Source organism: Acinetobacter sp. ANC 3813 (assembly GCF_002135435.1).
Classification (GTDB): Bacteria; Pseudomonadota; Gammaproteobacteria; order Pseudomonadales; family Moraxellaceae; genus Acinetobacter.
Genome location: NZ_NEGK01000011.1, coordinates 30,018 through 50,357, shown reverse-complemented (window position 1 = coordinate 50,357; position 20,340 = coordinate 30,018). Strand labels below are relative to the sequence as shown.

The following is a 20,340-nucleotide window of genomic DNA, read 5'->3' as shown; positions in this document are numbered from 1 at the left end:
TGAATACGTTGAGTATTAAGCTTGCTTATTTTTTATAAAAATATAACATACCAACCATTAGGTATGTTTATGGTGTGGTGATGAATCCTATTTATATGGCTTATGGCATGCTGGCCCTCGCAATTATTACGGAAGTGACAGGTTCTACCTTTCTCGTTAAATCGGAAGGTTTTACCAAAATAGGGCCTTCGCTGATTGTGGTGATTACATTCTGTATAGCGTTTTATTTACTGTCTCAAGTGATTAAAGTCATACCGCTGGGCATCGCTTATGCAATATGGGCGGGTGTAGGCATTGTATTGACAGCTGTTATTGGCTATTTTGTTTTCCGTCAAAGTTTAGATGTTCCTGCTTTAGTGGGTATCGCTTTGATTGTTTCAGGTGTAATTGTGATTAACCTTTTTTCTCATTCTGCAGGCCATTAATGCAAAATGCTCATCAGCGTAAAAAAGAACCCGAATTGATTCGTCAGAAAATCCTCGCCTTTGCTATTCAATTGGCGGCGGAAAAAGGCGTGGCTGGAGTATCAATTCAGGCTGTTGCTGATTTAGCCGGTGTGACCAAGGGCGGGGTGTTTCATCATTATCCAAATAAGCAAAAATTGCTGGAAGCGATGGTGCAAGAAGTCTTGTCTCAGCTGGATCAGGCCGTTGATGAATATATGCAAAAAGATTCTGAATCTTACGGCAGTTTCACCCGTGCCTATATTTACTTTACGCTGCAAACAGAACCTAAAGGTATAGGCAGTTTATGGTCAGCAATTTCGATGACCATGCTGACAGACCATGCTTTTAATGCGGTTTGGCTCAATTGGCTGAATGGCCGTTTGGCAAAGCATAAGCCGACAGACAGCGGAATTGAACTGCAGCTGCTGCGTTTTACGGCGGACGGTGTCTGGCTGAATGTATTTGGCTGCAGTGAAGATATGCAGCTGATGCAAAATATGCAGCAGGAATTGCTGCGCCGTACCTATGTACAGTGAATGAAGATGATCAAAAAAAGTATCTGCAGTCAGATACTTTTTTTTGAGAAGAAGCTTATTTTTTAAACTTTAAAATGTAATGCACGGCAAAACCAAAGAGCAGTCCCCAAAAGGCAGCGCCTATACCAAAGAATTGAATACCGGAAGCGCTGAATAAGAAAGTTAATAAAGCCGCTTCACGTTCAGATACATCTTGAAAGGCGATGGCAATGTTATGGCTAATGGTGCCAAGCAAGGCAATGCCTGCAAGTGCCGTAATAAATACAGCGGGAAATGACATTAAAAAGCTGGTCAAAGTTGCTGCAAAAATCCCCATGAGAATATAGAAGAATCCGCAGCTCATTCCTGCTATATAGCGTTTTGCAGGATCTGGATGCACTTGGTCATCTAAGCTGATGGCCGCGCTGATGGCTGCAATATTGACACTAAAACTGCCAAATGGCGCAAAGACTGCTTGAGCTGTGCCTGTCCAGCCAATCAGTTGATTAACATGCGGCTGATAGCCATAGCTCTTGATCATAGCTAAGCCGGGCAAATATTGTGAAGCCATATTAATCACGAATAAAGGTAACGCTAAGCCTAAAATGGCTGTACTGCTGAACTCAGGGCTGACCCAGACCGGTTTTGCCATAGCAATGGCTATGGAAGGCATATCGAAATTTAAAAAAAGCGGGCAGAATGCAATGCCGGCAATCACAGTAATGACGATGCTGTAGCGCGGCCAAAAGCGTTTTGCCAGAATATAAGCCGCCAATAAAGACAAAATAAATGCCCAGTCATTTTGCATACTGGCGAATAATGAAATGCCAAACTTGAGCAAAACACCTGCCAGCATGGCGCTGGTGAGGCTTTGCGGAATATAAGACAATACTTTTTGAAAGATGCCTAAAAAACCAAGTGCTGCAGTTAACACACCGCAAACTAAAAATGCGCCGATAGCTTCATTTAAGCTGTAGCCGCTGCCAGTGGCCAAAATAAGTGCGAGGCCTGCAGTAGACCATGAGGTCGCAACAGGGTATTTAAACTTCCACGAAAGCAGTAAACCGCTTAAGCCAATGGCTAATCCTAATGCCCAAAACCAAGAGGTAATTTGTTCGCTAGAAGCGCCCAGCGTTTGAGCGGCCTGAATAACTAAAACAGCAGAAACACTGATTCCGACAAGAAAAGTAATAAAGCCTGCAAATACCGCGGGCACGGAAAAGTCATGAAATAGTTTTTGCATAATGTACGGCGGCAGAAAGCGCATCTTATTTATTGAAAAGCGTAATAATCATACGTGATTCATTTTTTTGCTGAAAGGTAAAACACAGCATTGAGAGGCCTTTAGTGATTGAGTATTCCTATCAATAAAGACCTAATGATTTAAAGTGAAGATGTTGCTAGTTTGAGCCCAAAACCGCAAAACAGAATCCCGACAGACGCGACACAGCAGGCTGTAAGCTTAAAGCGGTTAGAAAAATACGTTGCTAATTTCGCGCCTGAAAAAATTAATACCGTTAAATAACTCATGCTGATGATTTGCAGAATAATTGCCAGCGCAGTAAAGGTAAGCGCAGGATATTCATAAGCAGGGTCAACAAACTGCACAAAAAATGACAAGTAAAATAAAATCGCTTTAGGATTTAAGATGCTGATGGTAAGCGCTGTGCGAAAAGGATGCTGCTGTTCTAAGGATTCCTGTTTTTGCTGAACCTGTTCAGGTGCAGCTGTTGTATTCCACGTTTGATAGGCTGCAAGCAGCAATTTGATGCCTAAATAGCTTAAATATGCCGCGCCTACAATTTTCAGCAGAATAAATAGCCAAGGAAAAGCATGCAATAAAGAAGCGGCGCCTAAAGCGGTAAGCAGAATTAACACCATGTCGCCGGTATATACGCCAAAAGCCCCGATATAGCCTGCTTTTATGCCATATCGAGAAGCAATGGTCATGACATACATTGAGTTTGGACCCGGCAGCAGCACGATCAACAACGTCCCAATAATATAGGTACTTAGGTCAGTGATGCCAAACACGGAATATTCCCATAAAAAAGCTGATGAAGCATTATAGCTGCATCAGCTGTGCTGCTTGCTGAAAAATTCTAATTAAGCCTGAATTTCAGCATCTAATCCAAATGATTGACGTAAAAGTGTACTCAGCTGTTCACGCGCTTTGATAAAGCCGTCGATACCGCCTTGCAGCAGCTGGAATGACATTAAGTCATGTTCAAGCTGTTCTTTGAACGCTGCTTTAGTTAAAACTGCAATAGGGTGCTCTGTATGTGAATGCGCATGATGTTCTGAAAGCTGCTGCACAACAGTTTGGGTGTCTTGTTCCAGCTCTGCCAGTAAGTTTGGAGAGACAGTCAAAAGATCACATCCTGCAAGTCCTAGCACTTGAGCCGTACTGCGGAAGCTTGCGCCCATAATTTCAGTTTTGACACCATTCTGTTTGTAGTAGTGATAAATCTGTTTAACTGAAAGTACGCCAGGATCTTTTTCAATCGGATAGCTGTCTACATTTTCAGCTTTTTTATACCAATCTAAAATTCGGCCTACAAACGGTGAAATGAGGGTGACTTGGGCATCAGCACAGGCTTGCGCTTGGTGTAAGCCAAATAGTAGTGTCAGATTACAGTTAATACCTTCTGCTTGCAGCAATTTAGCGGCTTGAATCCCTTCCCATGTTGAAGCGATTTTAATCAAAATGCGGTTTTGATTGATGCCGTATTGCTTATAAAGTTCAAGCAGCTCTTTGGCCTTGGCAATCGTTGCATCAGTATCATAAGAAAGGGCTGCATCGACTTCAGTTGATACGCGGCCATCAATCAGTTTGAGTATTTCTACGCCAAATTTGACCGTTAAAATATCAATGGTGCGTTCAACCAATTCATCGCCCGTATAGCCTTCTTCTTTGGCTTGAGCAAAAGCATTTTCAATCAGTTCTTTATTTTCTGTCTGGTTGGCTGCTGCCGTAATTAATGAAGGATTCGTGGTTGCATCCAAGGGACGAAATTTTTCAATTGCAGATAAATCGCTGCTGTCTGCAACAATAGTGGTCATGCTTTTTAATTGGTTTAACGCTGAGTTTGTCATTTCGATCTAGTTCTTAAAGTTATTGCCTGTTTGTTCTTTTATATCACAAAGTGGCTTTAACCCAAGTAAATTGCCTACTTTGATCCGCCTTAAAATGCAGATTTCCGCTGATTTCTGACGTGATTAATCAAAAAACGAGCAGCTGCACCTTGCTGGCTTTCTCTATTCCAGACCAAATCTACAAAATATTCGAATTTAGGCGTGAAGTCTGTGAAGTCTAAAATTTTCAGCTGCTGTTGAAGATATGGATTTTCGAAGAGCATTTCTTCGGGCAATACGCCCCAGCCTAAATTCTGCAAAATCAAGGCGCATGCAGAGTGATGATTATCCGTCCGCCAATAGGTTTTGGAGTACAGTAGTTCAGGCCGAATGGTTTTGTCTCGGCTGGCGACAACAATTTGCCTACTTTGCAGAATGTGCTCAAAACTGAGCTGCGGATGCTGCGTTAGGGGAGAGTGGATTGAACTGACAGGAATGAGTGCTTGCCGTTTAAGCTCTACAAATTGTTCATTGCTTTCCAGCTGTTCACGTTCAAACATGAGCGCAAATTGCGCCGTACCGTTAATCAGCATTTTCTGTGCATCTTCCTGCGGTGCAGTAAAGATATTTATTTGCAGTTCAGGAAATTGCTGTTCAAGTACTGCTACATATTCAGTCCAGCGGGTATGCAGCAGTTCAGAAACCACCACAATATTCAATGCAGACTCTAAGCCTGAACTGAGGGCAAAAGCATGCTGTTTCCACTGGTTCATTTCAACCAAAAGCTGTTCGGTTTTTTCAAACAAGGTCATGGCTTGGGCTGTAGGGATAGGTTCTCGGCCAATGCGTTCAAATAATTTTAAATTTAAATCAATTTCTAAATTGGCAATGGACATGCTGACAGCAGAGGGAACTTTGCCTAATTTACGCGCAGCAGCAGAAAATGAACCGGTTTCTATGACGGTTTTAAAAATCATCAGCTGTTCTTGATTCAGATTCATACCAATCTATCGTGTAGAAAACATAAATCCAATCTATCAGTTAAACTGAAAGAATCTAACTCGATCAATCAAAATTATACAAATAAAATGCGCGTATCTTAAACAAACAAGCTGAGTATTTAAAAATGTTGATTTCCAAAAGAAGGATTATCCATGCGCTAAGCTATGAAATCATCTTATTGGTGATCATCGCGATAGCATTAAGTTTTATTTTTGAAATGCCGATGGAGGTAACAGGTGTATTGGGTATCGCCATGGCTGTAACATCCGTGATTTGGAATATGATTTTCAATTACTTTTTTGAAAAATTTGAAGCAAAAAGAAAGCTGAAAAGAACAGTAGGTGTGCGTATTTTACATGCCATTGGTTTTGAGGGCGGTTTAATGTTAGCCACCATTCCTATGGTTGCCTATGCTTTAGAACTGGGCATTTGGCAGGCGATTGTGCTGGATTTTAGTATGACCCTCTGTATTTTGGTTTATACCTTTGTGTTCCAATGGTGTTATGACCACATAGAAGTATATTTAGGTTACCAACCTAAATATTGATATATTTCACGTAAAAAGTGTTTAATGGCCTGAAATGATATGTTCAGGTCTTTTGGGGTATAAAAATAATTACAATTTTAACATACGATAAAAAAAATAAACAAAACTAGTTTAAAAATATGGATTAAGTAAAAGTTTATTAACAAAACAAACAAGTCTATTTGTAAATAAATCATGTCGAAAAGGAATAAGACAATGAAATTAAGCTTAGTTGCTGTACCGCTTGTTTTAATAGGCGTAACACAGGCAGGGGTTGCAGCAACATCGGGAAATTTTAAGCGTTTTTCGGTTTCTGCTGGATGGTTGCATGTTATGCCGCAAGGTAAAGCTAATCCGTTTAATATCAGTACGGCCGTAAAACAAGGAACTGTTTCTTCAGTTGGGTCAATTAGTGAAGAAGCTTTTGTAAATTCTATAGATCCAAGTGCTACTAGTATAGATTATGGAACGAATACTCCTTTCAATACGAAGAAAGTACTTCAAGATCTTATTGATCAAGATGCATTAAGAATGTTTGGTATATCTGATGCTGATAGAAATGTTTTAGCAAGTGAGTCTGGCAGTGCAGTAGTCAATGGTTTGGATTCTTGGCAGGCGGATGGCACTGGCCTCGAAGCTGATGATGTTGATACATTGGGTTTAACTTTCAATTATTATGTAAATGACAATGTTTCATTACAATTCATTGGGGGACTTCCACCGAAAGTCGATATTAAAGGAAAAGGGGAAATTACAGCACCATTATCAGGTCATGCAACTCCAACAGGAACATCTGCGGCATTATTTCCTGATGGTTTAGATTTGAAGCAAGATATTCCTATTACTAATCTGGGAAATAAATCTAAGGCAGCGACTGTACGCGCTTGGACACCAGCTCTAGAAGCACAATATCAATTTGGTAAAAGTGGCGTAAATAAATTTAGACCCTATGTGGGTGCTGGCCTGATGTATGCCTATTTTAATGATATTAAGTTGAATCCAGAAATTCGATCTGATTTGGAGGCTGCTGGACATATGATTCAAAATGTTTTAGATAATAAAGCAGGGGCAGCGCTGGATGGTAAGGTATCCTCTGGTGCAATGCGTGTAGACGTTGATGCTGATGATGCAATTGCACCTATTGTTACAGCAGGTTTTACTTATGATTTAACTGAGAATTGGTATGGTGTTGCCTCAGTTTCATATGCAAAGCTTAATAATAAAACTACCATTAATGTCATGAATGAAACAACAGGTCAGCAACTGATTCATGCTACAACTAAAATTGATATTGATCCTCTTATTACCTATATAGGTGTGGGGTATCGCTTTTAATGAGGCTTTTTTTTTAAAGCCGCTTTATCTGCATCCTTTAAATTGAATACTTTTATTTTAATTGGAAGGGTGTTTTTCCTTAAGATTTTAAATTTAAAGAATGTAGTGTTATTCAATTATCAAATCTTTCTAACTATATCAAATGGATAGACTTAAAGAATTCGATTCGGTTAATAAAACAAGATTATAGTTAGGCTCTATGAGTTTTGGTTTATACCTTTGTGTTCCAATGGATCTATGATTATATTGAAGAATCTTTTATTTTTGGGTTAAGTTATCGGAAAAATTAATACTAATTCGGCTGTAAAAAGTGTATCACAAGACCTTTTTTGCGCCATTAGTGTGAAAAGTGTATTAAAAATACGGGCCTGTATTGATGCTGATCCCAGTTTAATTGTTAGGTGAATGCCGCTTTTTAATTTATAAGATATTGATTATTTATATTTTATTTTTTTAGCGGTGGTCAGATGAAATTACGTGCATTAGCTGTAGTCGTTGCATTGGTAATGACGGGGTGTGGTGGTGGTGGCGGCGAATCTGGACAATCTGCTAATCCAGCAGAATCTACACAGAATGAAGGCCAAATTACTTTAGCGACAGGCATACGTTTAGCTGATGTTGCGTCAGAGTTAAATGCCGCGGCATTCTCTTTAGAATCATGGAATCCAACAGCAATCCAGCGCAGCGGCGATATTTTATATATCGCAAACAATCAGCCGACAGTAGAAATTCTGCGTTATGATTTAAAAAATAAGAAAGTGCTGAGTTCAATTTCCGCAGCAAGCGCTTTTGGCAATACAGGAAAAACATGGACAGATATCAGCGATTTATACATCGCTGGCAATCGCCTCTATGTGTCTTCATCCGGCAGTCACCGCGCGGATATTTTTGATATTTCAGGAACAGCACCGGTTTATTTCTGGTCGGTAGGTACAGGGTCTACTGGCGGCGGTCAGCCATTCTTTGCAATGACGAATCCAAGCGCAATCATCGCAAATGATCAATATGTTTTTGTCGCAGATAACTTAAACCGTATAAATGTATGGACTCAAGAAACTGTTAATGGCAAAGCCAGTGCTTCGTTAAGAAAGTTTAGCCGCCTTGCATTGCCAAGCTGTGGAGCAGGCTGTGTACCTCGCTTAGAAATCATTGGCGATCAGCTCTATGCAAGCACTGCAAACGGACATACCCATGTCTATAATATTAAAGCCATTACAGAAGCGCTCAATGAATCTACGCTGATTCAGCCAGATAAAACGCAAAATTCAGTATCGACAGTTGTACACAGCGCAACGGACAACTTACTCTATGCAGCGCAGCCGAACGGCAAGATATTAAGTTATTCAAAAAATAATCTAACCAATTTCACTACGGCATTGCCAAGCAGTGCAATAGATACTGTACAGCAGTACCGTTTGGCTGGACAGAATGCTCAAACTTTGCCTAAGTCTTTAGATTTAACGGTATATGGCGATGTTATTTATACACTGTCCAATCAAAAAATTATTGCATTGCCGCTGCGTAAAATTAAGCAAGTAATCTCAGATACACCAGTCGCGTCAACTGGCTTGCTCGAGTCGAAAGCGACTGAACAAACCCGCATGCTGCAAGACGGCGAAAGCTGGGCAACATTAACCAATACCACTTTGCGCAATATCCCTGTCAATAAAATATTATCGGCTTCCTTTACCGGCAACGGTATCAGTTTGCAAAGCTACAGTGCTGCAGAAGTTAATAATTTAAAAATTGTAGGCAAGCTGCGCCAAAGTGACCAATGGGTTGAAATTGCCACACTGGATCGTTTGACGCCATTTTCTACCAGCAAACTCAATTTGACCATTGATAAAAATGCCGGATTTAATTTGATCAATAAAATTGGTTCGGCCCGTATTGAAGGCCTAAGCAATTTTAGTGAAGTGCCTGTTGAACTCTTCGAAGAAGTGAAAATCACGTCAGATTCAGATACGCATGTACAGAAGCTGAATACGATCAAAGCGAAGTGGAAGCTGACCTTTGGTACGTACAATCCTGAAAGTGATTCTAAGTGGTGCCGTATTACACCGTTGTATGCGCGTGAATGGGTCATCATGATGACTAACTTTGCCTATCTGTTAAGTACGCCGGAGTTTGAAACACTGTGGTTTAACCATAAAGCGGCCATGGGACATGACTTTTTTGGCAACGCAGGTAAAGTTGAAGGCACAAATGGCTTCTTTAAAGCTGCAGACTATACCCGTGTTTACAACGAGATTTTCAACCGTGGCCAGATTAGCCTAGGTGTAACGAACATGGGTGGCGGGCTAGGCGGCGGTCAGGTACTCGGTGTAGATGGATGGATTTACTACGGCCATTACAGACAATCAGGCTATCGAATTGTTGCACATGAATTTGGGCATCATTGGGGCAATCATAGCAGCGCATGGGCGATGGAAGGCTGGGGCTTTGAAGCAATGATGGATAATCTGAATTTCTATTTCCAGCGTCAGCCAGGTTCATTGCCGTATATGGATCCGAATTTGAACAGTTTCCATACGCGTTCGAATGATGAGTTGTGTGGAGACATTAGGGATAATATCTTGAATGGTGTTGCTTCTAAAACACCTTGGAATAAAGTGGACGAATACTTTAAAAATAATCCATTGCCGAAATAAGTTTTAGTATTTAAGCATAAAAAAAGCACCTCAATTGAGGTGCTTTTTTTAGTTGTATAACGCGAGAAAATTATTTTTCTACAATTGCAGTTACGCCTTGACCGCCAGCGGCACAGATTGAGATTAATACACGGCCTGAACCTTTTTGGTTAATCAGTTTGGCAGCAGTCGCTAAAATACGTCCGCCAGTGGCAGCAAATGGGTGACCCGCAGCCAATGAAGAGCCATTCACATTCAGTTTAGTACGGTCAATTGAGCCCAATGGCGCATCTAAACCTAAACGCTCTTTACAGAATTTTGGATCTTCCCACGCTTTTAGCGTAGACAATACTTGAGATGCAAAAGCTTCATGAATTTCATAGTAATCGAAGTCTTGAAGCTTAATGCCTGCACGGTCAAGCATACGCGGAACTGCATAAGCAGGCGCCATTAACAAGCCTTCTTTTTTCTCAACAAAATCTACAGCTGCAGTTTCTTGGAAAGTTAGGTAAGCAAGAACTTCGTGACCATTGGCTTTAGCCCATTCTTCAGAAGCAAGAAGCACGCATGAAGCACCATCAGTTAGTGGAGTCGAGTTACCCGCAGTCATTGTGCGGCCGTCGCCTTTACCAAATACAGGCTTTAACTTCGCCAATTTTTCTACAGATGAATCTGGACGCAAGTTATTGTCACGGTCTAAACCTAAGAATGGTGTGATAAGGTCATCGAAGAAACCTGCGTCATATGCCTTAGCCATTTTTTGATGTGAAGTTGCAGCAAGTTCATCCTGCGCTTCACGTGGAATACCCCATTCAAGCGCAGTAATTGCTTGATGGTCACCCATAGATAAGCCAGTGCGCGGCTCGCCATTTTTAGGCGCATCCATTAAATCTTTTACATTAATTTTTGTTAAAGCTTTTAAACGGTCTTTACCTGTTTTTGCAATGTTCAACTCAAGCAACGCTTTACGTAAACCATCACCAAAAGCAATTGGCGCATCAGAAGTTGTATCTACACCGCCAGCTACGCCAACATCAATTTGACCAAGTGCAATTTTGTTGGCAACAAGGAATGCTGCCTGTAAGCCAGTACCGCAAGCTTGCTGAATATCGTAAGCAGGTGTTTCAGGAGCAAGTTCTGTGTTTAATACACACTCACGAGTCATGTTAAAGTCACGGCTATGCTTAAGCACGGCACCAGCCACAACTTCGCCCAAACGCTGGCCTTGCAGGTTAAAGCGTTCGACCAAACCATTTAATGCTGCAGTAAACATGTCTGTATTTGATGCAGTAAAATAAGCGCCATTAGAGCGGGCGAATGGAATGCGGTTACCGCCAATAATAGCAACGCGGCGAACAGTGTTTTGGCTCATGGTTTTATCCTGTTGAACAGAAGTTTGAGTTGTTTGTTTTGAAGCTGTATTTGTTGATGCTGCAGATGTCGAAGCTGTGCTTTTGCTAGTTCGCGCAGAAGCTGCACGTGGACGAGCAGGTTTAGCTGCTGACGCTGTCTTTTTTGCAGTGCGTGGCGCAGCAGTTTTTGATAGTTTTGACACAGCCGCTTCAGCAGAATTTTCGACTGCCGGATTTTCTTGAGTTGTTTTGCTCATAAGGCTTTTCCAAGCATGTAAAAGGATTCCTGAGCTGTACATTAACATATTCAAAGAGGGGCTGAATTGACTAGAATGACATTGCAGAATGCTTTCAGGTCAAGACATCAGAACTTTAACTCAAGTATTATTCTGAACAGACTGATGGAACTATTGAAATATAAGTTAATGACATCATATTGAAGTTTAAAGGATATCTTCAAAGCCATCAAAAAATTAATTTATTCGAGAGATACAAACATGACTGACCAATACCAAGCATTCGCAAAATCTCCAATTGGTAAATTTGTCATCAAAAATTTAGGTTTGCCTGCACCGACTTTCCTAGAGCGTTTTGAGTCTGCTGCTCCTGTGGTCAAAGGTGCAGTTCTAGTTGGTGCTGCTTCAAACAGCCCATTATCTGCTTCTATTGCACAAGTTCTGGCAAATATTCATGCAAATGGCTATGCAGGTAACAACGCAGAATTACAGCAAGTTGCTGCAAAAGCAGGTCTAAATCTTGGCGCTTTTAATGAAGGCGACAAAGAGTCTAAATTTAAAGTCGTTATTTTTGATGCTTCTGGGATTGAAAGCTCTGAACAGCTGCATGAGCTGTATGCATTCTTTAATCCAATTGCGCGTCAAATTCAAGCAGCAGGCCGTGTAGTGGTTGTAGGTACAACACCAGAAACAGCACCTACAGTAAAACAAGCCATTGCTCAGCGTGCGCTGGAAGGCTTTGTAAAATCTGTGGGTAAAGAATTTAAAAAAGGCATCGCTGCCAACTTAATTTATGTAGATGCGGGCGCTGAAGCAAACCTTGAGTCTGCACTTCGTTTTGCTGTTTCTCCACGTTCTGCTTATGTATCGGGTCAAGTGATTCGCGTATCTAAAGCAGATGCAGTAGATGTCGATTGGGCAAAACCCCTTGCAGGCAAAACAGCGGTAGTTACAGGTGCGAGCCGCGGTATTGGTGAAGCAATTGCACATGTATTGTCACGTGATGGCGCGCATGTGATTTGCTTAGACGTTCCGCAGCAACAAGCTGACCTTGACCGCGTTGCAAGTGAGATTGGCGGTTCTACTTTGGCTATTGATATTACAGCTGCAGATGCAGGTCAAAAAATTAAAGATGCAGCGGCAGCGCAGGGCGGTTTAGACATCATCGTACACAACGCGGGTATTACCCGTGACAAAACTTTGGCTAATATGAAGCCAGAGCTTTGGGATTTGGTGATTAACATTAACCTATCTGCGATTGAGCGTGTAAACGATTACTTGCTTAGCAATGATGGCTTTAATGCGAATGGCCGTATTGTGTGTGTATCGTCAATTTCAGGTATTGCGGGCAACTTGGGTCAAACCAACTATGCTGCTTCTAAAGCTGGTGTTATTGGAGTTGTGAAATTTACTGCGCCATTATTGAAAAATGGTGTAACCATTAATGCTGTTGCTCCTGGCTTTATTGAAACGCAAATGACAGCCGCCATTCCATTTGCAATCCGTGAAGCGGGCCGCCGTATGAACTCTATGAGCCAAGGCGGTTTGCCTGTAGATGTTGCAGAAACGATTGCGATGTTTGCATCGACTGCATCTACAGGTTTAAATGGCAATGTTGTGCGTGTTTGCGGTCAGAGCCTGTTAGGGGCTTAATACCTTAAAGTCCTCTCCCTTGGGGAGAGGATTTAGGAGAGGGAGATGTTAATTAATCTTCCCTTATCTTATTCTGCTCTTTGAGAGATGACTGGGATGAATTTACAAATTGGATATTAATTCTGTATATACCTCTCCCTAACCCGCTCCTTAAAGGAGAGGGAACTTTATAACGATAACTTCCAAAGGTTCAGTATGAATACTCGCCATTTTAGTCAGCTGCCGAAACCTTATTTGGCTTACCCTAAAGTCATCCAAGGCTTAATCTTTAAAAAGCCAAAAGGTGAGAAAGTTCTGCCGCAAGTTGAATATGTGGTGGATTCATTTCAGGTCGATGCAAAACATCTCAAAGCTTATAATGAAGTGTGTGGCTTTAAAAATAATGGCTACATTCCTGCTATTTATTTAGCCGTGCTGTCTCAAAGCCTGCAAATGCATATGATGACAACGGAAGCATTTCCATTTGCGATATTAGGTTTGGTGCATATACGAAACCAAGTGAAACAGCTGCGTAAAGTAGGTGTAAATGAAAAACTGACCTTGTCGTGCAATTTTGGCGATTTGAAGCCGCATGACAAAGGTGTGCAGTTTGACTTTATTACCACGGCAAAAGTGGGCAATGAAGTGGTTGTAGAGGCTTTGACAACCTATTTAGCGCGCCAGAAAACATCAGGCGGTGCGGGTGCAAAACCAGCAGAAACTAAAACACCTGAATATACATTGTCTGCGACTTGGGATGTATCTGAGAATACAGGCCGCCGCTATGCGATGACTTCTGGTGATTTTAATTTAATTCATATTCATGCTGTAACAGCAAAAGCATTTGGCTTTAAGCAAGCGATTGCGCATGGTATGTGGAGTAAGGCGAGAGCTTTAGCAAGCCTGACATTGGCTGATGCTTATGAGGCGGACGTTTGGTTCAAGCTGCCGATGTATCTGCCATCTACAGTTGAGTTTATGACAGCAGAAGGAAATGAAACTGAGTTTTTAATCCGAAATGCGAAAAATCAAAAGCCGCATGTAACAGGTACAGTCAAAGCACTGTAACGTAAATAAGAAGCCTAAATCAGCCATGATTTAGGCTTTTTTTTAATAGATAAATACAAGAAATATTGAGGTTCAGGACATGGATATCCGTCAAATCAAACAGTTCTTTTCAGCCGATAAAGCACATTATCAGGGCTTTGTAGATGAACGTTTTATCGATTTGGCGCAACTGTTCAGTCAACTTCAGGATGCGCGCACGGCTTATGGCGGCGCGGCGCTCGCAGTATATTTCCAAGGTCATAAAGTCATCGATATTTATACTGGGCAAAAGTCTGCTGCTGAGCCGTGGCAGGCCGATACACTTTCCATTTGTTATTCGACAGGTAAAGGCGTATTAGCAACATTAGCACATATTTTGGTGAGTCAGGGAATTGTTGACTATGACTTGCCGATTGCGCATTATTGGCCTGAATTTGCACAAAATGGCAAAGCGCAAATGACATTGCGCCATATTCTGAGCCATCAAAGCGGTTTATATGATGTCCGTAACAATATTGCAGAAGCTACTGAAATGGCAGATTGGCAGCACATGCTGGAAGTGATGGCTCAAGCGAAGCCAAGGTTCAGCTTTGGGGAGGATCTGGCGTATCAGCCCTTAACTTTTGGCTGGCTGGTGGGCGGTGTATTGGAAAAAGCATCAGGTCAGCGCTTGTCACAGTTAATGCAAAAATATTTGATTGAACCGCTCGAGCTGGACGGCGCTTATTTTGGCGTGCCTAATGAGCAGCTATACCGTGTCGCACGTCCATTGCCAAAACCGAAGAAAGCTGAAGAAGCTTCTGATGAAAAAAAGCAGCCTGCTACACGTAGAGCATCGCCTATAGACAAACTGATACAGCTGAGCGGGCAAAATCCTCAAGATTTTCAGGATGCGATGATTCCCAAGGGAATGAGAAAATTCAGCTTTTTTAGTGATGAAGGCATACAAGCAGTTATACCTGCTGCCAATGGCGCATTTACTGCTCAAAGTCTTGCCAAGGTTTATGCGATGCTGGCGAACCGCGGTGTTTGGGGTGGACAACAGTTAATTAATCCAGCAACCTTTGCCAAATTAAGTGAAGTGCAAAGCCGGAAGCGTGACCGAATAATGCCTATTCCGATGCATTGGCGTTTAGGCTATCACCGTGTTTTGAGTTTGGGTAAATCGTCTCAAGGCTTTGGGCATATCGGTTTTAATGGTTCAGGTGCATGGTGTGATCCTGAGCGGCAGTTGAGTTTTGCTTATACGCATAATTTCCCTACAGGTTCTTTGACAGGAGACTATCGTTTATGGGCGCTCACACAAGAGGCGCTGCGCAGTGCGGATAAAATTTTAAAAGGTAAAAAAGGCTGGTTTTAATGCATTGTGTGTGCTGAATTGAAGTAACCGTTCACAAATTTTGCATTCATTTATGTTATTTTAGCGCCTGAATTTTGAATGCCGCGATATTCAGGAAAAGAGTGTTATGAAAAAAGTGATTTTGATTCCGTTAATAGCCACGGGCGCATTATTCGGCTGTCAGGATGCGAATCAGTCACAAGCCAAAGACAAAGCGGCACTTGAACAGGAAATGCAAAAACCGCTGTGGGCAGGTTCATACAGCGGCACCACGCCTTGTATGGGCTGTTCATCTCGCTGCGAAGACTGTCCAGGCATGGCGGTCGATTTAGTCCTGAACGCTGATCAATCTTTTGAATTGCACCGTGAAAGTTTAAGCGGTCATAATGAAGTAGAAGTATTGAAAGGGCAGTTTAAGTTTAAAGATGCGGATGAAACTCAGCTGGAATTATTGAATGTCAAAACCCGCAACATGATTTTTGTGGACTTGGAAAATCAACTGCTGGAAATTCGTATGGATCAAACAGCGCAGCCTTATGCCGTACAGGATGATTTTTTATTAGAGCTTAGTTAAGCTTAGAACAGATTTGGAAACTTCACTATATGCTTGATCACTTATGGCTTTTAACGAAAGTATAAATATGATGGGAGTTGCTTTCTTGTAGCTAATAAGGTATTGATAAAACAGTAGTTAATTAAAAAGCTGAGCATATAGTGAATTTTAATAGAAATAAAAAAATAGGTTCGCAATTTTCTGGTTTTATTATTGCGGCAGTAATTGTCGGAAGTTTGTATTTTCTTTTCGCTGATAAAAATGTTAACCATTCTGTTGCATTAGAAAAATCATATTCATCTGTTGAAAATAACGATCAGCCAAATGCTTTAGAAAATATAGAAAAAGATGATGAAAGACATGAGACAGAATTGAACAAAAACGCTCAACCTTTTGTCGCGAAAGTAATGCTCCGTTATTCAGATGATGGTTCAGTTTTAGGGCCAGTGCAATTGAAAGCATCTAACAATAAAGATGCTGTTTTTATTGTTAGAAATAAATTGAACAATGCAATTATGGCGATTGTGCAAGTTCCAAGACAAAGCATTGAAAAAACTATGTTGCCAATTGGTAATTATTCAATTGAATTTGCACAAGGTGATAGCTTTTGGCAGGGGCTTGGTGAGTTTTGGGGGCCAAGTACAAAATTTCATAAAAGTAAATTGGACCATTATGTAACCCAAGAATTTACTCAAACTGGTTCTAAGATAAGAGGTATTGGAATACAAATAGGTACGGATGAGGGAACGGTGTCGGAAAGAATTTCAAAAATGCAATTCGTCAGTGAATAAATTATTTCTTAATAAACTTATCTTACAGTTCGTAAAACAGTCAAATCAGAATGTTAAAAAACAATTCCAACATTAAAGTGGTTAAATTTGAAGAAATCGATCGAATTACTTCCACAGACTGAGATCTTCATTCACTCTTAGCCAAAAAAACAGTATCCTTATGCATGTGAAAAGGAGCATACATGTATCAAGTACTTGCGCGAAAATACCGTCCCCGCAACTTTAATGAATTGGTTGGTCAAAACCATGTCTCCCGTGCCTTAACCAGCGCGCTGGAACGCGGGCGCCTGCACCATGCCTATTTGTTTACGGGTACTCGCGGTGTCGGGAAAACGACTATTGCGCGTATTTTGGCGAAGTGCTTGAACTGTGAAACAGGTGTAACCTCTACACCGTGCGAAGTCTGTGCCACCTGTAAAGCTGTGAATGAAGGGCGCTTTATCGATTTAATTGAGATCGATGCGGCGTCACGCACCAAAGTAGAAGACACGCGTGAACTTTTAGATAACGTCCCATATGCACCTACGCAAGGCCGTTTTAAAGTTTACTTGATCGATGAAGTGCACATGTTATCTACGCACTCTTTCAATGCCTTGCTTAAGACATTGGAAGAACCGCCAGAACATGTGAAGTTCCTGTTTGCAACGACCGACCCACAAAAGCTGCCAATTACCGTGATTTCCCGCTGCTTGCAATTTACTTTGCGCCCATTGGCGGTAGATGAAATTACCGAGCATTTGGGCAATATTTTAAATAAAGAAAGCATTCAGTCCGATCAAGATGCTATTTGGCAAATTGCGGAATCTGCACAAGGCTCGTTGCGTGATGCATTGTCTTTAACGGATCAGGCCATTGCCTATGGTCAAGGCGAAGTACATCACCAAGATGTCAAAGAAATGTTGGGTCTGATTGACCGCACTATTATTTACGACTTGATTGCGGCCATTCATCAAAATCAAAAAGAGCGCATTAGTGAGCTGCTGCTGCAATTTAGACAGCAGGCGCTGGATGTGTCTTTGGTGCTGGATCAGCTGATTTCGACGTTGCATGAATTAGCGATGCTGCAGTATTTGCCAAACTTAAGCCTAAAATACAGTTCTGAAATTAACGCCAAGATTATGCAGCTGTCGCAAATGGTTTCTGCGCAAGATTTGCAGCTGTATTACCAGATTGCTTGCAAGGGCCGTGCGGATCTGCAAATTTCAGTGACGCAAGAACAAGGCTTTGAAATGTGCGTGCTGCGTTTGCTGGCATTCCGTCCAATGCAGCCGAATGAGCGTTTAGTTTCTGCGCCAAATGCAGTGCAGCCACAGCAACTTGAGCAGAATAATGCTCAATCAGCGGCTCCAATTCAAACTACAGCACAGCAAAATGCTGTAGAAGCAGTTACATCTGTAATGCTGCAACAGCCTGTGAATGCAGATTCATCACAATCACCAGCGCCGCAAACTGCTGAAGCGCCATTAATTTCACAGGAAATGCCTGCAGCATCTATCTCTGAGATTGATGACGGCTATTATGCGGATGAAGATGAATTTGATGACACACCGCGTCACATCACGGCAGATGAACCATCTTCAGATGATTTTCTGGATGAGCCAGAAGAAGATAGTTCTGAAGCGGAACAGGAAGCTGTAAGCGGACAAGCTACGCCATCGGCAGACCAAATTGTATTTGATGCCAATAGTGATGATGCATTGTTTGGTATGGATGCCGTTGAGAAAGATCAGCCTGCAGATAAACAATCAGATGCTGATCAATCAGTTTTTGAAGCTATTGCGCCGCTCGATGATATGGTCCTGCAAGTGACTGAATCGGCTGAGCCAGCGCAGAAAGCAAATACGCAAGTACTGGCTGAGCAAGCAATCGTAAATGATCTTTTAGCTGAGAGCACAGCACCAGCTGCTTCTGTACCAACTGCGTCACAAGTGCAGTCAGTAGAGCAAGCGGCTGCAGCATCAAATGAATCAGCGCCTGCAAATTTAATGCCGCAAGACATTCTCAAACTGCAGCCGCAAATTCTAGAAGGTGAGTGGACGGTTGATAAGTGGGAGTATTGGTTCAGAAGCAGTGAACTGTCGCCAGCGCTGCAAGAGCTTGCACAGCATGGCTTAATGAGCGGTGATATTGATGGCGCGTCAACCTTTCATATTCCTAAGCAATATGAGCGTTTATTGACGCAAATGCAGCACTTGCTGGAGCAGGCGCTGCATACACAGTGGCCATCAACACGTTTTGATGTGGTGTATGAAGAATTAGAGCAGCTGACGCCTTATGCATTGCAGCATGAACGTAAAGGCCGCGCATTTAACCGGGCATCTGAGCTGCTGCATAATGAGCCTGTAGTGAAGTCTTTACTGAATGCATTTGAAGGCAAGCTGGATAATATTCAGCTTAAATAACAGTTTCGTCTCTAGTTAAGTAATCGCTTAAAGCATCCCGCATTTCGTTAGGAATCGGGGTGCTTTTTCGTGTTTGGCGGTTCACAAATACATGTACAAAGCTTCCTTGCGCGGCTGCGTTATTCTGTCCTTGTTTAAAAATCGCCAAATCATAGCTTAAAGATGAATTGCCTATTTTAGCAATGCTGACGCCCACTTCGATTATTTCTGGGTAACTGAGTTCCTGCATAAAATTGCAGGAAGAATTGACCACTAAGCCGATGATTGGTGAATCCTGCAAATGAAATCCCGCTTTTTGAATCAGCAGTGCATTGGCCGCAGTATCAAAATAACTGTAGTACATGACATTATTGACATGGCCATACATGTCGTTGTCTGACCAGCGGGTTTGAATAGGGAATATAAATTTAAAGTGCTGTCTTTGTTTTGCGGGAAGTTTCATTGTTTTAACTGCAAATAATTGTGCATTCTGTTGTACTGAATTTTAGCAGGCCATTCAATAGTGAATAAAAATTGTCTTAAAAATAATAAAAAAAAGCCATTCAAATAAACTGAATGACTTTTAAGGAGTAACAGCTGAAAGGGAGACTCAGAAACGGTAGCCAATGCCTAAATAGGTGACAACCGGGTTGATCTCAATTTTACTGCGGCCTTCTAAGACAGTTCCTCTTGGCGCTGCGGGTGTAAGACCAGTGTTACCAATAACATTTAATTTTGCTGTGGTAGATAGATGCGCATAGCTGACAGAAGCAGTGGCAAACCAGTCTTTGTTAATGTTGACATCAACACCAGCAAGGACGACTGGCGCAAATGCGTCATCCACTTTAATCTTTCCTAGTTCGGGCTTAAGCAAATTGCCTACAAGCGGATTGCGGCTTTGCAGTTCGGCATTAACGGCTGGATCTGCTTCGACATTACTGAAGTGGGCATACATGACACCGCCGCCTAAATAGGGGCGAACACGGTTTTCAACGGAACCAAAATGATAGCGTGCGGTTACGGTTGGGGTATAAGCATCCGTGGTTGCAATTTTTTCGAATTGATCGAGTTTAGCGACTGTTCCAACAATTGGCAGAGAAATATCGCCTTTGCCAGAGAGCTCCATTTCAGGAGGAGCGCCTAAGACTAATTCTAGTGAAACATTGTCATTAACGAAATAATCCAGCATTAAGCCAGCCGTGTATGCATCCTGAACTTCAAATCCAGCATTGGGTGATGATGCTTGCTGTGCGCCCAATATCGGCGTTTGAGCTGTTGTATTTCCTGAAATTCCCTGTTTTTACCTTGCGGCATCACACATGCAGCCAGCCTGCAGATACGCCCCATGTTTTGCCGTCAGAGGTTGCGGCATGCGCAATTGGCATAGCGCAGAGTACAGATAAAGGCAAAACTGCTGTTAAGATTTTTTTCATAATATGCTCCCTGATTATTTTTAGATTCCATATTTAAGGTTCTCGTT

The 20,340-nt window shown here is 41.9% G+C and carries 17 protein-coding genes and 1 pseudogene; 11 read left to right on the top strand and 7 right to left on the bottom strand.

The features are described 5' to 3' along the window. The first annotated feature begins 80 nt into the window (after positions 1–80). Positions 81–425, top strand: coding sequence for a DMT family transporter (locus tag B9T34_RS15515; RefSeq protein WP_086214040.1), 345 nt, complete (start codon positions 81–83; stop codon positions 423–425). After that, positions 425–982 (top strand): TetR/AcrR family transcriptional regulator, encoded by a 558-nt coding sequence (locus tag B9T34_RS15510; RefSeq protein ID WP_086214039.1) that lies wholly within the window; start codon positions 425–427, stop codon positions 980–982. The genes B9T34_RS15515 and B9T34_RS15510 overlap by 1 nt, the downstream gene beginning before the upstream one ends. Positions 983–1,037: 55 nt before the next feature. Here B9T34_RS15510 and B9T34_RS15505 read toward each other — a convergent pair whose 3' ends face one another. From B9T34_RS15505 to B9T34_RS15490, 4 genes are all read right to left on the bottom strand, one after another. After that, positions 1,038–2,204, bottom strand: a complete 1,167-nt coding sequence (locus B9T34_RS15505) for a benzoate/H(+) symporter BenE family transporter (RefSeq protein ID WP_086214119.1) — start codon at positions 2,202–2,204, stop codon at positions 1,038–1,040. A 140-nt stretch (positions 2,205–2,344) separates the two neighbouring features. After that, positions 2,345–2,995: a leucine efflux protein LeuE gene (gene leuE, locus B9T34_RS15500; RefSeq protein WP_086214038.1), complete on the bottom strand. Its 651-nt coding sequence runs from the start codon at positions 2,993–2,995 to the stop codon at positions 2,345–2,347. A gap of 72 nt (positions 2,996–3,067) precedes the next feature. Next, on the bottom strand, positions 3,068–4,057 hold the full coding sequence (tal, locus tag B9T34_RS15495) for a transaldolase (RefSeq protein ID WP_086214037.1): 990 nt from the start codon (positions 4,055–4,057) through the stop codon (positions 3,068–3,070). Between the two features lie 89 nt (positions 4,058–4,146). Beyond that, a complete protein-coding gene (locus tag B9T34_RS15490; RefSeq protein WP_086214036.1) occupies positions 4,147–5,037 on the bottom strand; it encodes a LysR family transcriptional regulator in 891 nt (296 codons plus the stop codon). A 125-nt stretch (positions 5,038–5,162) separates the two neighbouring features. Between B9T34_RS15490 and aceI the strand changes: the two genes are divergently transcribed. From aceI to B9T34_RS15475, 3 genes are all read left to right on the top strand, one after another. Then, positions 5,163–5,585: a chlorhexidine efflux PACE transporter AceI gene (gene aceI, locus B9T34_RS15485; protein WP_086214035.1), complete on the top strand. Its 423-nt coding sequence runs from the start codon at positions 5,163–5,165 to the stop codon at positions 5,583–5,585. Positions 5,586–5,780: 195 nt separating this feature from the next. Further along, positions 5,781–6,899: an OmpW/AlkL family protein gene (locus B9T34_RS15480; RefSeq protein ID WP_086214034.1), complete on the top strand. Its 1,119-nt coding sequence runs from the start codon at positions 5,781–5,783 to the stop codon at positions 6,897–6,899. A 467-nt stretch (positions 6,900–7,366) separates the two neighbouring features. Further along, complete coding sequence (locus tag B9T34_RS15475; RefSeq protein WP_086214033.1) at positions 7,367–9,550, top strand: hypothetical protein; 2,184 nt, start codon at positions 7,367–7,369, stop codon at positions 9,548–9,550. 70 nt (positions 9,551–9,620) lie between these two features. On the opposite strand, the gene B9T34_RS15470 is transcribed toward B9T34_RS15475, so the two are convergent. Beyond that, positions 9,621–11,138 carry an acetyl-CoA C-acetyltransferase gene (locus tag B9T34_RS15470; protein ID WP_086214032.1) on the bottom strand — a complete coding sequence of 506 codons (1,518 nt, stop codon included), beginning with the start codon at positions 11,136–11,138 and terminating at the stop codon, positions 9,621–9,623. A gap of 240 nt (positions 11,139–11,378) precedes the next feature. Here B9T34_RS15470 and B9T34_RS15465 point away from each other — a divergent pair, with 240 nt between their 5' ends. From B9T34_RS15465 to dnaX, 6 genes are all read left to right on the top strand, one after another. Beyond that, positions 11,379–12,770 (top strand): 3-oxoacyl-ACP reductase, encoded by a 1,392-nt coding sequence (locus B9T34_RS15465; protein WP_086214031.1) that lies wholly within the window; start codon positions 11,379–11,381, stop codon positions 12,768–12,770. Positions 12,771–12,965: 195 nt separating this feature from the next. Then, entirely contained in the window at positions 12,966–13,817 is an 852-nt protein-coding gene (locus B9T34_RS15460; protein ID WP_086214030.1) for a MaoC family dehydratase, read from the top strand. A 79-nt stretch (positions 13,818–13,896) separates the two neighbouring features. Continuing rightward, on the top strand, positions 13,897–15,156 hold the full coding sequence (locus B9T34_RS15455) for a serine hydrolase domain-containing protein (RefSeq protein ID WP_086214029.1): 1,260 nt from the start codon (positions 13,897–13,899) through the stop codon (positions 15,154–15,156). A gap of 106 nt (positions 15,157–15,262) precedes the next feature. Next, the gene (locus B9T34_RS15450; protein ID WP_086214028.1) at positions 15,263–15,709 is read left to right on the top strand and encodes a copper resistance protein NlpE N-terminal domain-containing protein; all 447 of its coding nucleotides are present in this window, start codon (positions 15,263–15,265) and stop codon (positions 15,707–15,709) included. 140 nt (positions 15,710–15,849) lie between these two features. Next, entirely contained in the window at positions 15,850–16,479 is a 630-nt protein-coding gene (locus B9T34_RS15445; protein ID WP_086214027.1) for a hypothetical protein, read from the top strand. Positions 16,480–16,661: 182 nt separating this feature from the next. After that, the gene (dnaX, locus tag B9T34_RS15440; RefSeq protein ID WP_086214026.1) at positions 16,662–18,881 is read left to right on the top strand and encodes a DNA polymerase III subunit gamma/tau; all 2,220 of its coding nucleotides are present in this window, start codon (positions 16,662–16,664) and stop codon (positions 18,879–18,881) included. Here dnaX and B9T34_RS15435 read toward each other — a convergent pair. Together B9T34_RS15435 and B9T34_RS15430 are read right to left on the bottom strand one after the other, a co-directional pair. After that, the gene (locus B9T34_RS15435; protein ID WP_086214025.1) at positions 18,874–19,323 is read right to left on the bottom strand and encodes an acyl-CoA thioesterase; all 450 of its coding nucleotides are present in this window, start codon (positions 19,321–19,323) and stop codon (positions 18,874–18,876) included. The two genes, dnaX and B9T34_RS15435, sit on opposite strands and share 8 nt — an antisense overlap. Positions 19,324–19,470: 147 nt before the next feature. Beyond that, positions 19,471–20,293, bottom strand: a pseudogene (locus tag B9T34_RS15430) (OmpW/AlkL family protein). Positions 20,294–20,340 lie beyond the last annotated feature (47 nt).